This window comes from Pseudoduganella sp. RAF19, from assembly GCF_052114165.1.
Classification (GTDB): Bacteria; Pseudomonadota; Gammaproteobacteria; order Burkholderiales; family Burkholderiaceae_D; genus Rugamonas.
In genome coordinates this window covers 522,041-537,034 of the sequence record NZ_JBFREF010000001.1, presented here as the reverse complement: position 1 = coordinate 537,034, position 14,994 = coordinate 522,041, and the positions used below count along the sequence as shown (strand labels likewise).

The window sequence follows — 14,994 nt, the reverse complement described above, 5'->3', positions numbered from 1 at the left end:
TCCATTTGAGATGATTCGCTTCATTATTATTCATTTTCAATGATAAGTGAAGGGCTCTATATTTCTACTATCAAAGAACCAGGAGCCCATTATGAAAACCCAATCACCCCGCTCGCTAGCGATACTGCTCGCGGCCAGCTTTGCCTTCATCATCGTCCAGCTGGATGTCACGATCGTCAACGTTGCCCTGCCTGAAATCGGCCGCGAACTGCGCGCCGGTGTGGACCAGTTGCAGTGGGTCGTGGACGCTTACACCCTCGGCTTTGCCGTCTTTCTGCTGTCGGCAGGCGTACTTGGCGACCGTTTCGGCGCGCGCCGCGTCTTCCTCAGCGGCTTCGCGCTGTTCACCGTGACCTCGATTGCCGCAGCCATGGCGCCCAGCGCGCTGGTACTCAACCTGGCCCGCGCCGTGCAAGGCGTTGGTGCGGCGCTGATGGTGCCAAGTTCACTGGCCATCCTCAACGCAGCGTATGCGCAGGACCGCGCCCAGCTGGCAAAGGCCATCGCCTTATGGACGGCTGCCGGCGGCATCTCCATTGCGCTCGGCCCGGTGCTGGGTGGTCTGCTGATGTCGGTCGCCGGCTGGCGCAGCATTTTCTGGGTCAACGTCCCTATCGCCATCGCCGGCTTTGCGCTGACCTTGCGCGTCGTACCTGCTCTGCGTGGCAAGGACGGTGCACGCAGCTTTGACGTGGCAGGCCAACTGCTGGCCATCGTCGCGCTGACAGCCTTTATTGGTGCGGTGATCGAGTTCAATGAACTGGGCCTGGCCCATCGCGGCATCCAAATCGCGCTGGTGGTGGCGCTGGTAGCGGGCGCTCTCTTCTTCCGCGTGCAGCAGCGCAGCCGCGCACCGATGCTGCCGCTTGGCCTGTTCCGCAATGCCGAGTTCTCGGGTGCGGTGCTGTTTGGCGTGTTCGTCAACTTTGCCTATTACGGCATCATCTTTGTACTCAGCTTCTACCTGCAGAAGATCCGCGGCTTCTCCGTGCTGCACGCTGGCCTGATCTTCCTGCCGCTGACCGGCACCTTTCTGTTCTCGAATATCGCCAGCGGCAAGATGCAGGCGCGCGTTGGCTCGCGCATGCCGATGATTATCGGTGGCCTGATTGGCGGCGCCGGCTATGCGCTGCTGGGCCTCTTCGGCATCTCGGACGACGCCAGCTTCCTCGCCATGCTGCCTGGCCTGGCGCTGATCCCGGCCGGTATGGGCCTGGCCGTGCCGGCGATGACGACATCGATCCTGTCCGCCGTCGACAAGAGCCAGGCCGGTACTGCGTCCGCTGTGCTGAACACGGCGCGCCAGGTTGGCGGCGCGATGGGCGTGGCGATTTACGGCGCGCTGATTGCTGGTTCCGATCCGGCGGCGGGTATCCATGGGATCGAGCTGGCCCTGACCGTGTCCACCGCCCTGCTGCTGACAGGCGCCATGCTGGCCTGGCACACCATTGCCGTCCATCGTCCTGAACCTGGCTCGTTTGTTACATCAGGTACAGAGTGATGTGATTTCACAGGTCTTTATTGACTCGCCATGCAGTCATATAGTGATCTCAACGGGAACACAACTTACAGGAGATAGATGATGTCCACCCAAACCACCATCCTGAATCTGTCCGAGCAGTACCTGAACGCCGTGTACCAGGGCGACGCCGAAACCCTGACCCGCCTGTTCGATCAGGCGGCCCAGGTGTACGGCGTGATCGCCGGCGAACCGTATCACAAGACCGCCGCGAATTACATCAACGGCGTAGCCAATCGCCAAAGTCCGGCGTCGCTGGGCGAACCTTACCGCCAGCGTGTGCTGAGCGTGGACGTGCTGGGCGATATCGCCAACGTCCGCCTGCACTCGCCGACGCTGGGCTTCGACTACTACCTGTACCTGACGTTCGCCAAACGCCAGGACGGCTGGAAGATCGTGAACAAGACCTTTAACCATACCGCTAACTAAATAAGGAGCTACACCATGCCATACGTGAACATCCGCGTCACCAACGAAGGCGTTACCGCTGAACAGAAACTGGAACTGATCAAAGGTTCCACCGAACTGCTGCAGCGCGTGCTGAACAAGAACCCTGCCACCACCTTCGTCATCATCGATGAAGTGGAAACCGACAATTGGGGCATCGGCTACGACAACGTCACGACCCTGCGCAAACAGGCCGCGGACGCCAAGAAATGAGCCTCTTTGACTTCTTTAAAAGGAAACCGGTCATGAACTCCGATATCGTCATCGTGTATCACAGCGGCTACGGCCACACCAGCAAAGTAGCGGAAGCAGTAGCCGCAGGCAGCGGCGGCAAGCTGCTCGCCATTGACGCCAACGGTGACTTGCCGGAAGGCGCATGGGATGTGCTGAACGCAGCCAAAGCCATCATCTTCGGCAGCCCGACCTACATGGGCAACGTAAGCTGGCAGTTCAAGAAGTTCGCGGACCAGTCGTCGAAGGTGTGGTTCAACCAGGGCTGGAAGGACAAGCTGGGCGCGGCCTTCACCAACTCCGCGTCCGTGGCCGGCGACAAGCAGACCACCCTGTACACCATGTTCACCCTGGCGCAGCAGCACGGCATGCTGTGGGCGGGCACCGGCATGATGCCGTCCAACTCCAAAGCAGCGAAGCGCGACGACATCAACTACCTGTCCTCCTTCGCCGGCCTGGCCACCGCCTCGCCATCCGACGCATCGGCTGATGAAGTCCCCCACGGCGACCTGGCCACCGCCAAACTGTTCGGCGAACGCATCGCCAGCGCCACCCGCCGCCTGGCTTAATTGCGGTACAGCGGGTTCGGTGCGACGTAGGCGCGCACTGAGCCCACGTTCACGCCTTCCGGCGCGACCTTGCTCAGTTCAATCGACGAGCGGTTTGGCCAGACGGAAACGTGCCAGGTGAACTCCTGGCCGTTTGCTTTGATCTGCACCGTTTCACCATCCGTGACGTTGACCCACTTGGTATCGGCGTCGATGTCAATGGTCCGGACGCCGGAATCGTCCGCGTGCGCGCTGGCAGCCAGCACGGCGAAAACGGCAGCGGCATATTTAAGCTTCAGCATAAAAATCTCCTTTTAGAATGAATGGCGAATGCCGAGGTTGAAGGCGGAGTCGCCGCTGCCCGCTTCGGAATCGTTGCCGACCGTGTAGCCCGCGCCGTTCTTGTTGTGGATCTTTGCGTAAGCGACGTAAGTGCTGGTGCGCCTGGACCAGGCGTAGGAGTAGCCGAAGCCCAGCTGGTTCGCGTCCTGATCCCATTGCTTGTCGTCCTTGCGGATATAGGAAGTCATGATCGTTCCGCGCTCACCGACGGGAATCGTGGCGCCGATCAGCAAATCGTGGCTGTCGGTCGTGGGCTTCGGCGCGTCCTTGTAGCCGTAGGCGTTTACCACCGGCAGCACGGCGCTGTTGAAACCTTTATCGACGCCATACGCGAAGAAGGCTTTGACCACTTTGAAGTCATAGTTCGCCACCAGCAGCACGTTATGTCCTAGGTCATGCTTCACGGCGGGCGCGCTGTCGCTGTTGCGGTTGTTGTAGACCAGGCGCGCATTCAGATCGCCATTGCTGTACGAGATCGCTGCGCCGTATTGACGGCCTGCTGACTGGTTGTCCGCTTGCTCACCCAGCGCGTAAGTGACCTCACCGGAGAGTCCCTGATACGACGGCGTGGCATACGCGATCGTGTTGCTGGTGCGCGTGTTCGGTCCGGCCAGCGGGAACAGATTCTTCGAGCTGCCTGCGTAACCGAGGCCGAAGGGATCGCCGACTTCACCCAACGCCTTATACATCGTGGTCTTCTGACGCCCAAGCGTCAGCGTGCCGTATTGATCGCTGCTCAGGCCAACGAGGGCCTGGCGGTTGGCGATGGAGCCGGCGACGTCGGACTCGCCGGTATCTACCTTGATGCCGGATTCCAGAATGAACAGCGCCTTCAGGCCGCCACCCAGATCCTCGGTCCCCTTGAAGCCCAGACGCGATGCCGATCCGACACCGCTCGTAACCTTGTTGACGCTTCCCGCCACACCGCCGCGCTCAGCGACGACGCCCGCATCCACAATCCCGTAAATGGACACATTCGACTGCGCATGCGCCCCCGCAGCCACGCAGCTCACAGCCGCGGCTCCCAATAACCTCTTATACATACCCTGCCTCTTTGCGATTAACGTGGACAAAAGCGATCGGCGCCGATCAGCGAGAGGCAGTATAGAAAGCCACCAATTACAAAAAGATTACGCAGCCATTACAGTACACAACTCCCCAAAAAAAAATCCCGGCCGGGGCCGGGAAAAATGGGAGCCAGAATCGCTTACTTCCTGAATTCTGCGGTGCGTTTGCCGAGGTCCTTGTAGATCGAGGTGTCCTTCTGCAAGCCCTGTTTGACGAGGGCGCCGACACGTTCCTGCGCTGCGGGCCGCTGCACGGTCTTGATGAAGGTATCCCAGTTCGGCTGCATTTCCGAATCCGGCGGCAGGCTGGCCAGGTTCACCAGCTTCTTGGTTTCGACTACGGCGGTGCGGTCAAAGGATGCGATGCGGGTTGCGAGCGCATCGACGAAACCATCCAGCTCCGCATCGGGCAAGGCGCGGTTCACGTAGCCATATTTCTCGGCCAATTCGCCATTGATGTCATCCGAGCCTATCAGGATTTCCATGGCGCGGCCACGGCCGACCAGCCGCGGCAAGCGGGCCATCGGACCACCGCCTGGCGCAAAGCCGGCGCCTACTTCCCATTGCGACAGCACGGCTTTCTCGCGGCTGGCGAAGCGCATGTCCGCAGCCAGGGCCAGCTCGGAGCCGATACCCGTAGCTCGGCCGCGGATCGACACAATGGTCACGGGCGCCAGGCGGGCGAAGCGCACCATGAAATCGGGCACCGGATGCATGCCGGTCGGGCCAGGCGGCATGCTGGTGGAATCTTCCAGAGGCTTCAGCAAGTCGTAGTGCGCGATGAACTGGTCCGGCACAGCGCTGTCGACAACGACCACCTGCACGTTCGGATCGGCTTCGATCTGTTCCAGGATTTTCACCAGCTCGCGCACTTCGGCAGGACCAACAATGTTCAGCGGCGGATTGTTCAGCGTGATTTTCCAGTACGCCGCGCTTTTCTTCGTCAGCAAAATCTTGGCGGAGGCGGCAGGGGCTTGCGCACCAGCCTTCTGCGCCGGAGCACCTTCCGCCATCGCGACAGCACTGGCCGAGAGCGCCAGGCCCGCGGCAATCGCCGCAATCATCGCTTTCACCTTCATGATCATCTCCTTTGATTACCGGGCCAGTGCCGCACGCAGTTGCTGATCCAGCTGCTGGGCGTGTGCATAGCCTGGACTTACCTGAATGAGTTCTTTACCGTTATCCAGCAGCAGCGTCGGGAAGCTGTTGATGCCCATGCCGCGAGCCTTGACGAAGTCGTTACGGGTTTCAGCGACCGTTGCTGCATCGTTGAACGCAGCGAAGAAGGCTTCGTCGCTTACATCGAAACCCTGCTTGCGCAGCGCTGCGGCGCCGACTTCGGACAGCACTTTGCCGTCCGTGGTGTTGCGGCCTTCAGCGTAGAAGGCGTGCTGCAAGGCGCGGAACACGGCCAGGTTGTCGGACGCTGGCTGAACGCGGCGAGCGGCAACCACAGCTCGGCACACCGGCTCCGTGTCGTACACGAAGTCTTCCAGCGCCATGAAGGCATCGCGGTTGAACGGCAAGCCGCTCGCTGCTTCGACGCGGGCCCAATGGCCGAGACGGAATTGTTTGCCTTCTTTGGTCAGAAGCTCAGTGCCGCCGGCACGTAGACCGCCGACGATAATCTCCACGTCCAGATTCGGGTGCATTGTCTTCAGCTGGGTCATTTCCTTGCCGAAGCCATAGCACCAGGAGCACATTGGGTCGCCAACAAAAATCAGTTTCATGTTCATTCTCCTTACCAGGTACCGGTGGCCATGCCGCCGTCGACGGCCAGCACTGTGCCGGTGGTGAAATTGGAATCGGTCAGGTACAGCACCGCATCGACGATGTCCTGATCGGAGCCGATCTGGCCCGTCGGCGACAGCGCCTTCAGGAAGTTCTGAGTGCCTTCGTCCTTGCCGTGCATTGGGGTCTGGATAATGCCGGGAGCGACCGCGTTGACCTTCACGCCGCTGGCAGCCAATTCCAGCGCCAGCGCACGCGTCGCCTGATTCAGACCGCCCTTGATCAGCACCGGCAGCACGGCAGGCACTTTCACGTTCGGGTTCAGCGCAACGCTGGCGGTAATGTTGACGATATGGCCCGACTTGTTGCCGGCCATGTGCGCCGCAGCGGCTTGCGATGGGTAGAAGAAGCCCATCAGATTGGTGCCAACGATGGTGTTCACTTCCTCTTCCGTGTAGGCGGTGATCGGGTTCGGAATGAAGACGCCGGCGTTGTTGATCAGGATGTCCACCTTGCCGAAGGCCTCGATGGCGCGGGCGAACAGCACGCGGGCAGTATCGGCCTTGGCGATGTCGCCGGCCACTGGCAGGAAGTTGGATGGCTTGCCCAGTTTGGCCGCGGCTTCCTTCAGGCGCTCCATACTGCGGGCGTTGCCGACTACGTTGTAGCCGCGCTTCAGGTAGGCTTCGGCGATGGCGAAACCGAGGCCGCTGGACGCTCCGGTTACGATGACTGTCTTCTTCATGAACTGCTCCTGTTTGATGTCGTTTGTGGCGTGTGACGCCGTTGAGATCAATATACTTTTGCGGCGGCGGTTGATAAATGGGACGTCATGCAAGACAATAAGTACATGATGTAATCAATCGGAGACTAAAAATGAAGCGCCAGTTCGACGACGTTCTTCTGGGGAGCATTGAGCTGTTCTGCATTGCGGCCGAATTGGGAGGCTTCACGGCCGCCGCCACTGCGGCCGGCGTAACGCCTGCTGCGGTCAGCCGTTCCGTGGCGCGGCTTGAGCAGCGCCTCGGCGTGCGCCTCTTCGTGCGCACCACGCGCCAGATCCGTTTGACCGATGAGGGACGCACCTATTTCGAGCAGTGCCGCCAGGCCTTGTCGCAACTGGCCGACGCCGAACGCCAGGTTACCGGCGGCCAGGCCATGCCCGCCGGCCCGCTGCGGATCAGTGTGCCGACGCCCTACGCTCACTATCGTCTGCTGCCGTTGCTGGGCGAGTTCCGCACCAGGTATCCCGAAGTGACGCTGGACATCCACGTCAGCAACCGTAATATCGATTTCGCGGACGAAGGCTTCGACCTCGCGATCCGTGGCCGCACGCCGCCGGACTCCAGCCTGGTCGCGCGCAAGCTGGAAGATGCGGAACTGGTGCTGGTCGCATCGCCCTCGTATCTCAAGCGTGCCGGCCGGCCCAAGTCTCTGCAGGACTTGCCGAAGCATGAGTGCATCCAGTTCGAACTGCCCAGCACAGGCAAGCGCATTCCCTGGCTGTTCATGCAAAACGGCGAAGTGGAAGAACTGGCCCTGCAGAGCGGCTTGTGCTGCGCGGAGGATGTTTTGGGCATCACGACGCTGGCGCGCACCGGCGCCGGCATCGCGCAGAACTATCGCTTCATCGTCGAGCAGGATCTGGCGCGCGGCGATCTGGTGGAGCTGCTGCCGGAACATGGCGGCGCTTCGCGTCCCTTCTTCCTGCTCTACCCGCACGCACGCCACCTCTCGTTGCGGGCGCGGACCTTTGTGGAATTTCTGGTCGGCCATCTGCATAAACCGGCGGAAGCTGCGCCGTCCCGGCGTAAGAAAGCGGCCGCCTAATTTTTGCGCAGCGATTTTTTCTTCAGTTAAATCAGGTATTTAGTTTTCAGACCAGGGCATTGTTAACAGACTTGTCCACAGAAACCGTTAACAACTTTGGGATTTGGTACACTGCGCCCTTTTGATAGTTGAAAGCCCATGATGGAACTGCGCGGCTGGGCGCTGCAATGCCTGCTTGAACCCGATCCTTCCGCCAAAGTGGCAGCCGTTGCAGAGATGGCGGCAGCCAGCGCGGATGGACGCTGCACGCTCGACACTGCGATGACGCTGGAATCGTCCGGCACGATTCCCGGCCGCCCTGCCTGCCCCGAACTGGTGGCGCCAAAGCTGGTCGGCCGCCGCTCGATGGTGACGGTGGAAGGCCGCGCGATGCTGGTCCACGCGCTCGCCCACATTGAGTTCAACGCAGTGAACCTGGCGCTGGACGCGATCTGGCGCTTCCCCGGCATGCCCGATCAGTTCTATCTCGACTGGCTGCGCGTGGCGAAGGAAGAGGCTTATCACTTTTCGCTGCTGTCGGCGCATTTGCGCACGCTGTGCTTCGCGTACGGCGACTTCTCTGCCCACGGCAGCCTGTGGGAGATGGTCGAGAAGACCACCGGCGATGTGATGGCGCGCATGGCGCTGGTGCCGCGCACGCTGGAAGCACGCGGGCTGGACGCCATTCCACCGCTACGGGCCAAGCTGGCGCAGGCGGGCGATGAAGCGGCGGCGGCGATCCTGGACATCATCCTGCGCGATGAGGTGGGCCACGTCGAAATCGGCAACCGATGGTACGCGCTGCTCTGCGGCCAGCGCGGTCTCGATCCGATTACGACTTACGATGACCTAGTCGTCCAGTACAAAGCGACCGTGCGCGGCCCCTTCAACATGGAAGCCCGCCGCCGCGCAGGCTTCACGGAGGCCGAACTGGCCGCCCTGCGCGAAACAACGTAGGGCGGATCATCGATCCGCCAGGCGCACAGGTACTACAGCGCCATTCCACCCGATGCCTCAATACGCTGTCCGTTGACCCAGCGGTTATCCTCCGACAGCAGGGCGGCAACCATCGGCCCAATATCGTCCGGCAGTCCGACGCGGCCTAACGCCGTCATGTCCGCCACGCGTTTGTTGAGATCCGGGTTGTCGCGCACCATGCCGCCGCTGAAGTCCGTGGCAATCGCGCCGGGAGCCACCGTGTTGACGGCGATGCCGCGCGCGCCGAGTTCCCTGGCGAGATAGCGCGTCAGCACTTCTACCGCGCCCTTCATGGACGCATACGGCGCACTGCCAGGGATCGTGATGCGGGTTAGCCCGGTCGACACGTTGACGATCCGGCCACCATCGTTCAGCAGCGGCAACAGCTTCTGTGTCAGGAAGAACACGCCTTTGAAGTGGACGTTGAAGAGATGGTCAAGATCCTCCTCGGTCGTTTGCTCGATGGAGGCATGGTGCGAGGTGCCGGCGTTATTGACCAGATAATCGAACCGTTGCGCACCCAGCGTCGCCAGCGCCTGCTGCACCTGGCGCACGAAGCCATCGAAGACGCTGGCATTGCCGGTATCGAGTTGCAGAGCGACGGCCTTTTGTCCGGCCTCCTCCACCAGCCGCGCCACGGCCTCGGCCTCCGCCTGATTCGAGTGATAAGTGAAGATTGAGCTGACGCCGCGCTTTGCCAGATTGAGCACAGTATTGCGCCCCAGACCACGGCTGCCGCCAGTTACGATTGCGATTTTCATGCACAGACTCCCAGTAAAGAAACTGGGGAAAGTCTAGGGAATTCGCGCAAATGGCGGAATGTCCAATCTGACCCCGTTCTTGCCTATTCCTGTACAGCGGTCTAGCATGCGGGTCGTGGAGGATACGATGTCACTGGTTGAACTGGTCAGGCAATATACGGAGCGGCAATCGAACGCGAGCCCTTGGCACACGCCCATCAGGGGCTTGATGATCCTGCGCTCGGACCACGAAAAGATTCCTGCGCATCTGGTATTCAAGCCTGCGCTATGCGTAACCGTCCAGGGTGGCAAGTGGACGACTTTTGGCGATCAGCGCTTCGATTACGGCGCCGGCCAGGCGCTGGTTGTCAGCGTGGAGATGCCGGCCGTCAGCCGCGTGGTGACCGCCAGTCCGGACGAGCCCTATCTCGGCGTGATCATCGAGTTTGATCTTGGCCTCATGCGCGAAGTGCTGGAATCGCTCGATGCGCCGCCCGCCGGGACCGGCGAGGCGATCGGCCGCGGTGTCTTCGTCACCGATTACGAGGGTCCGTTGGCAGACTGCGTGCTGCGCCTGGTGCGCCTGCTCGATACGCCACGGGCCATTCCCGTGCTGTCGCCGCTCATCATGAAGGAAATCTGCTACTGGCTGCTGGCCGGGCCGCACGGTGCGGAGGTCGCGCAGGTGGTGCTGGCTTCGAGCCATGTGCAGCGCGTGGTCAAGGCGATCCATGTGCTGCGCAATCAGTTTGCGGAGGCTGTCAGCATTGATGATCTGGCGGCGGTTGCGCAAATGAGCGCGTCGGCCTTTCATCGACAGTTCAAGGCATTGACGTCGATGACGCCCTTGCAGTACCAGAAGCAGCTGCGCCTGATGGAAGCGCGCCAGCTGATGGTCAGCGGCGCGGCCAATGCGGAAACCGCGGCGTACCAGGTCGGCTACGAAAGCCCGTCCCAGTTCAGCCGCGAATATACGCGGATGTTTGGCGCGCCTCCGCGCCGCGATATCGAGTCATTACGGCGGATCGGATGATCCGCCCTACCTCCTGCGAGTCCTCGTAGGGCGAATCATTAATCCGCGTTCATGCGTCCAACGCAGGCCTCGTAGGGCGAATCATTAATCCGAGTTCAGGCGTCCAACGCAGGCCTCGTAGGGCGGATCATTGATCCGCCGTTCAGGCGTCCAACGCAGCGCGGCCGAGTGCCGGGTCGTCGGTGAAGAAGCCGTCCAGCCCCGTCGCGAGGTAGCGGCGAATCTCGGCGATCGAGCCCGCCTCATTCCGCGCGTGATCGCCCGCATCGTTGCGGAAGTCCGCTGCCAGGAAATGATTCTCCGGACGGAAGGTCCAGGTCTCCAGGCGCAGCCCCGCCGCGTGAGCATCCGCCACGATCGGCAGGGGCTCGGCCAAGCGCCCATCCTTCCGCAGCGGAATCACGCCACGGGTCGGCGGCGCAACCACGTCCGCATACCTGGCGATCTCGCGCAGACCCGCCGGTGTGCACATCTGCCCATAAGTCAGCGCGCCGCCAGCAGCCACGACGTCGCGTGGACGAATATCGCCGACAGCCACCAGCTGCATCAGGCGCACATTGGCGCGCCTGCCCAGCTTCTCGCGTACATACTTCAGGTTCGCGATTTCGAACGACTGAATCTCCACCGGTGCGCGGCGCGTGTACTCGTGCGCCGCAAGCGTGGCGATGAAACGGTCTTCCAGCGGCAGGCCGACACCCGCGAAGTAAGTGGAACTCTTCAGCTCAGGAATCAGGCCAATCACCTTGCCCGTGGTGGCCGAAGTGGCGGCAACGAAATCGATGATCTCTTCGAAGGTCAGCACCTGGAACATGCCGTCGTACTGCGCGCTGCCCGGACGGTCAACCGGAATACGCTCGACGGCACGCAGAGTCTTCAGCTCGGCCAGCGTGAAGTCATCCACGAACCAGCCCTCGTGGGTCTCGCCATCGATGGTCTTGCGCACACGGCGGCTGGCGAACTCGGAGCGCTTTGCCACGTCAGTGGTTTCGCTCAGATTCGCCTCGTGGCGCGCTACCAGCACGCCATCTTTGGTACAGACCAGATCGGGTTCGATGTAGTCCGCACCGTCCGCAATCGCTTTGGCATAGGAACCCAGCGTGTGCTCAGGGCGCAGCGCGCTGGCGCCACGGTGGGCGAACAGCGTGGGACGCTGCGCCGAGGCGGTGGCCAGGCCGCCCGGCGCAAGCGCCAACGCGCCCGCCGTGGCAGCCAGTCCGCCAATGAAGTCGCGCCGCGACAGGAAGCGTTGGATCGCAGTCATCAGAAGTCTGCCGAAATGGTGACGAAGCCCTGGCGCGGAGCGATCGGATAAGTGTTGTAGGTGCCGGTTGCGGCGCCTACCACCACCTGCAAATCGCCCTTCTTGTCGGCCAGGTTGCTCACATTAACACGATAGCGTGCATTCTTGATCCACGGGCCGTTCAGGAACGGCAGCTTGCCCGAAACGCCAAGGCTCATCAGGAAGTAGCTGTTCACGGACAGGTCGTTGGTATAGGTCGCATAGCGCTTGCCCACGTAGTCGCCGATCAGCTGGAACTCGGTGTCCGCCACGTTCAGGGTGGCGACGAACTTGTTCATCCATTCCGGGCTGCCTGGTACCGCCTTCCCCGCGGTCGGCACAATCGTGGTGCCACTTGCATAGTTATCCGCGTACTTGGAGCGGTTGTACGAAATCGCATCGTAGAACGAGAAGGTACGGCCAAAGTGCAGCGTGCCGGAAAGGTCAATACCGTTGGTGCGCACATCGCCCACGTTCGACAGCACCGCCAGATTGCCGCCAATGATGGAAGTAATCACCGGGGTCGGGCTGATTTGCAGCAGACGATCATGGAAGTCCACGTGGTAGATGTTGATCTGGCTGTCGAAGGCCGTCACAGGACCCCAGTTCAGCGGATGGCTGCTGCGCACGCCCGCCTCGTAGGTCACGGAAGTCTCAGGCTTGGCGTTGGCCTTGAACAGATCGAAGGCGCCCTGATTCGACAGGCTCCATGGCGACACGCCGCCACCGCCGTAGGTCACGAACTGGCGCATATTCTTCTGCACGTTGAAGAAAGCCTGGTCCTGCGCATCGATATCCCAGCGGCCGCCGAACTGCGGCAGGAACCACTTCTTGGTGTCGATATCGCCCACCGGCAGCGCGGTCGAACCGCCCGAGATGGCGCCCTTCAGTGGCTGCACAGGGAACTCACCATTCGCGAATTGCAGACTGGATTTGAAGCCCGCTTGCAGCGTCAGGTCAGGACGCACGCGCCATTCGTCCTGCAGGTGCAGCTGCACGACTTTGTTCTCGATCTCACTGCCGTACTGGGTGATCAGCGGATTGGTTGGACGCTCGTATGGGGTAGACGGATTGTTCACGTCCAGCGCATACCAGCGGCGGTAAGCGGAAGAACGGTTACGTTCGAACCACACGCCAGCCTGCAGCTGATGGTCGCCCAGTTCCTTGCGCAGCGTGGACAGCACGCCGCCGCGGCTGATCTTGTACTCGGTGGTACGGGTCGCGTAGCCGGAATTGCCGAACACTTTTTTCAGATCCTGGTTCGGGTAGTACACCGCGAACAATGCGGGCAGGCCCGCCACACCGATCGGGCCTGCCACCACGCCGACGCCCTGATCGTTGTGGTAGTAGACCTGATTGGACCAGGTGGTGGTGTCGTTGATGTTCCAGTCGTACTTCACATAGCCCAGATGGTCGGTACGCTGCGCGTCGCTGTAGTAGTTGCGGTAGTTATTGCCTTCAGCCGGTGGCGTCGCGCCGGTTGGCGACAGATAAGACAGCGCCGCCTGGAAATCCGGATACAGGAATGGACGGGTGTATGGCGCGCTGGTTTCGCCGGCCACGTGCACGGTCGCGTCTTCGTTCGGCTCGGTCTTGTCGTTGAAATTGTAGAAGACAGTCAGCTTGCCGTTGTCGCTTTGATGAATAAATTTCGCGTTTAGCTGATCGCCACCCTGGCGGCCGCGGAAGTCCCAGGCGCGCTGTTCCTGGTGCATGCCGGAGATGTAGGCGCTGTTGCCGTCGCCGAAGGTGCCGGTGTCGTAACGCAGGAAGGTGCGCGAAGTCTTGTAGCTGCCCAGGGTCTGCTGTGCAGCGAAATTGCGCGTGCTGAGCGGATCGCTGGTGAAGGTTTCAATGGTGCCACCAAGGTTGCTGGTCGATGCCGTCGCCAGGTCACCTGCGCCCGTCGACAGAATCACACTGCTCACGTTCTCGCTGGTCACCGCGCGCTGCGGGGACAGGCCGTTGTAGTTGCCGTACTGCTGATCACCCAGCGGCACACCATCCAGCGTGTAGCCCAGCTGCTGGCCATTGAAGCCGTGCACGAACAGCGAGAGATTCTGCTCGTTGTTACCCCATGGGTCGGCGGTCTGGAAGCTCACGCCCGGCAGGGTTTGCAGCGCCTTCAGCGGATTGATACCTGGCAGGATCTTCTGGATGTCGCTCTTGTTCATCGCAACTGCAGAGCGGGTCTTGTGCGTGGCGATTTCCACGGTGGCGATGGGGCCATCAGCCACCGCCGCAGCTGCTGCCGTTGCAGTCGCCGCTGCCGCCTCGGCATCCACTGCGTTGTCGGCTTGCGCGTGCACCAGCACAGGGAGGGATGCGATCACGGATGCCACTGCAGCCGCGCAGAGATTCTTCTTCATTTGAATTGCCTGTCGATTAAGTTGGAGGTAATTGCAACGACCGGCAGAGTAGAGACCAACTGTTACGCCTTCATGACGGCGCACTTGTTCCGTGCGCGCAAAAGTGTTGATCCATGAAAGCCCTTCAATCTGTCCGCGGCACAACCTACATTGGAGTCATCGAAATCAACTCTCTCTTGGAGAACAAAATGAGCTTTAACCAAAAAGTCGCAATCGTCACCGGTGCATCCCAGGGTCTTGGCGCAGCAATCGTTCAGGCCTATCTGGATAAGGGTTATCGCGTAGTGGCGACCTCGCGCAACATCAAACCTTCCGACAATCCGAATGTGATCACCGTGGCAGGCGATGTGGCCGACCGTGAAACCGCACAGCGCGTCATCAACGAAGCCGTCACCAAATTCGGCCGCGTCGATACCTTGATCAACAATGCGGGCATCTTCATCGCCAAGCCGTTCACCGCCTACACCGCTGAAGATTACGCAGCCATCACCGGCACCAACACGGCAGGCTTCTTCAACATGACCCAGCTGGCAATTGAACAGATGGAGAAGAACAAGAGCGGCCACATCGTGAGCATCACCACCACCCTGGTTGAGCATGCAGTGGAAGGCGTGCCGTCTGCACTGGCTTCGCTGACCAAGGGCGGCATCGCTTCGGCTACCAAGTCGCTGGCTATCGAATACGCCAAGCGCGGCATCCGTGTGAACGCCGTGTCGCCTGGTATCATCAAGACCCCGATGCACGGTGAAGAAACCCACGAGTTCCTGGGTAAACTGCACCCGATGGGCCGCATGGGCGAATCGAGCGATATCGCAAAAGCAGTGATCTACCTCGAAGACGCACCTTTCGTCACCGGCGAAACCCTGCACGTGGACGGCGGCCAGAGCGCAGGCCACTAAAC

General features: G+C 61.1%; 16 protein-coding genes. 8 read left to right on the top strand and 8 right to left on the bottom strand.

Annotated elements, in window-relative coordinates; genetic code table 11:
- Positions 1–91 precede the first annotated feature (91 nt).
- The 4 genes from AB4Z19_RS02615 to AB4Z19_RS02600 all read left to right on the top strand — a co-directional run bounded on the left by AB4Z19_RS02615 (position 92) and on the right by AB4Z19_RS02600 (position 2,766).
- Entirely contained in the window at positions 92–1,501 is a 1,410-nt protein-coding gene (locus tag AB4Z19_RS02615) for an MFS transporter (protein ID WP_442034165.1), read from the top strand.
- Positions 1,502–1,579: 78 nt separating this feature from the next.
- Complete coding sequence (locus AB4Z19_RS02610; RefSeq protein ID WP_442026723.1) at positions 1,580–1,948, top strand: nuclear transport factor 2 family protein; 369 nt, start codon at positions 1,580–1,582, stop codon at positions 1,946–1,948.
- A 15-nt stretch (positions 1,949–1,963) separates the two neighbouring features.
- The gene (locus tag AB4Z19_RS02605; RefSeq protein ID WP_442034164.1) at positions 1,964–2,179 is read left to right on the top strand and encodes a tautomerase family protein; all 216 of its coding nucleotides are present in this window, start codon (positions 1,964–1,966) and stop codon (positions 2,177–2,179) included.
- A gap of 32 nt (positions 2,180–2,211) precedes the next feature.
- Positions 2,212–2,766, top strand: coding sequence for a flavodoxin family protein (locus AB4Z19_RS02600; RefSeq protein ID WP_442028589.1), 555 nt, complete (start codon positions 2,212–2,214; stop codon positions 2,764–2,766).
- Here AB4Z19_RS02600 and AB4Z19_RS02595 read toward each other — a convergent pair.
- The 5 genes from AB4Z19_RS02595 to AB4Z19_RS02575 all read right to left on the bottom strand — a co-directional run bounded on the left by AB4Z19_RS02595 (position 2,763) and on the right by AB4Z19_RS02575 (position 6,630).
- Positions 2,763–3,047 (bottom strand): CzcE family metal-binding protein, encoded by a 285-nt coding sequence (locus AB4Z19_RS02595; RefSeq protein WP_442028590.1) that lies wholly within the window; start codon positions 3,045–3,047, stop codon positions 2,763–2,765. The genes AB4Z19_RS02600 and AB4Z19_RS02595 overlap by 4 nt on opposite strands.
- Before the next feature lie 12 nt (positions 3,048–3,059).
- The gene (locus AB4Z19_RS02590) at positions 3,060–4,130 is read right to left on the bottom strand and encodes a porin (RefSeq protein ID WP_442034162.1); all 1,071 of its coding nucleotides are present in this window, start codon (positions 4,128–4,130) and stop codon (positions 3,060–3,062) included.
- A gap of 164 nt (positions 4,131–4,294) precedes the next feature.
- Complete coding sequence (locus tag AB4Z19_RS02585; protein WP_442028594.1) at positions 4,295–5,233, bottom strand: enoyl-CoA hydratase/isomerase family protein; 939 nt, start codon at positions 5,231–5,233, stop codon at positions 4,295–4,297.
- A gap of 15 nt (positions 5,234–5,248) precedes the next feature.
- Entirely contained in the window at positions 5,249–5,884 is a 636-nt protein-coding gene (locus AB4Z19_RS02580; RefSeq protein ID WP_442034160.1) for a DsbA family protein, read from the bottom strand.
- 11 nt (positions 5,885–5,895) lie between these two features.
- Complete coding sequence (locus tag AB4Z19_RS02575; protein ID WP_442034158.1) at positions 5,896–6,630, bottom strand: SDR family NAD(P)-dependent oxidoreductase; 735 nt, start codon at positions 6,628–6,630, stop codon at positions 5,896–5,898.
- Positions 6,631–6,761: 131 nt separating this feature from the next.
- On the opposite strand from AB4Z19_RS02575, the gene AB4Z19_RS02570 reads away from it, so the two are divergent.
- Positions 6,762–7,715 (top strand): LysR family transcriptional regulator, encoded by a 954-nt coding sequence (locus tag AB4Z19_RS02570; RefSeq protein ID WP_442034156.1) that lies wholly within the window; start codon positions 6,762–6,764, stop codon positions 7,713–7,715.
- Between the two features lie 141 nt (positions 7,716–7,856).
- Positions 7,857–8,651: a ferritin-like domain-containing protein gene (locus AB4Z19_RS02565; RefSeq protein WP_442027784.1), complete on the top strand. Its 795-nt coding sequence runs from the start codon at positions 7,857–7,859 to the stop codon at positions 8,649–8,651.
- Between the two features lie 32 nt (positions 8,652–8,683).
- Here the strand turns inward: AB4Z19_RS02565 and AB4Z19_RS02560 are convergent, their stop codons facing one another.
- Positions 8,684–9,433, bottom strand: coding sequence for an SDR family NAD(P)-dependent oxidoreductase (locus AB4Z19_RS02560; RefSeq protein WP_442034154.1), 750 nt, complete (start codon positions 9,431–9,433; stop codon positions 8,684–8,686).
- A gap of 106 nt (positions 9,434–9,539) precedes the next feature.
- On the opposite strand from AB4Z19_RS02560, the gene AB4Z19_RS02555 reads away from it, so the two are divergent.
- Complete coding sequence (locus tag AB4Z19_RS02555; RefSeq protein WP_442027783.1) at positions 9,540–10,445, top strand: AraC family transcriptional regulator N-terminal domain-containing protein; 906 nt, start codon at positions 9,540–9,542, stop codon at positions 10,443–10,445.
- A gap of 142 nt (positions 10,446–10,587) precedes the next feature.
- Here the strand turns inward: AB4Z19_RS02555 and AB4Z19_RS02550 are convergent, their stop codons facing one another.
- Together AB4Z19_RS02550 and AB4Z19_RS02545 are read right to left on the bottom strand one after the other, a co-directional pair.
- Entirely contained in the window at positions 10,588–11,706 is a 1,119-nt protein-coding gene (locus AB4Z19_RS02550; RefSeq protein ID WP_442034152.1) for a glycerophosphodiester phosphodiesterase, read from the bottom strand.
- Positions 11,706–14,093 carry a TonB-dependent receptor gene (locus AB4Z19_RS02545; protein ID WP_442034151.1) on the bottom strand — a complete coding sequence of 796 codons (2,388 nt, stop codon included), beginning with the start codon at positions 14,091–14,093 and terminating at the stop codon, positions 11,706–11,708. Before AB4Z19_RS02545 ends, AB4Z19_RS02550 begins: the two co-directional genes overlap by 1 nt.
- A 188-nt stretch (positions 14,094–14,281) precedes the next feature.
- Between AB4Z19_RS02545 and AB4Z19_RS02540 the strand changes: the two genes are divergently transcribed.
- Positions 14,282–14,992 (top strand): SDR family NAD(P)-dependent oxidoreductase, encoded by a 711-nt coding sequence (locus AB4Z19_RS02540; RefSeq protein ID WP_442028865.1) that lies wholly within the window; start codon positions 14,282–14,284, stop codon positions 14,990–14,992.
- The last annotated feature ends 2 nt before the right edge of the window (positions 14,993–14,994 follow it).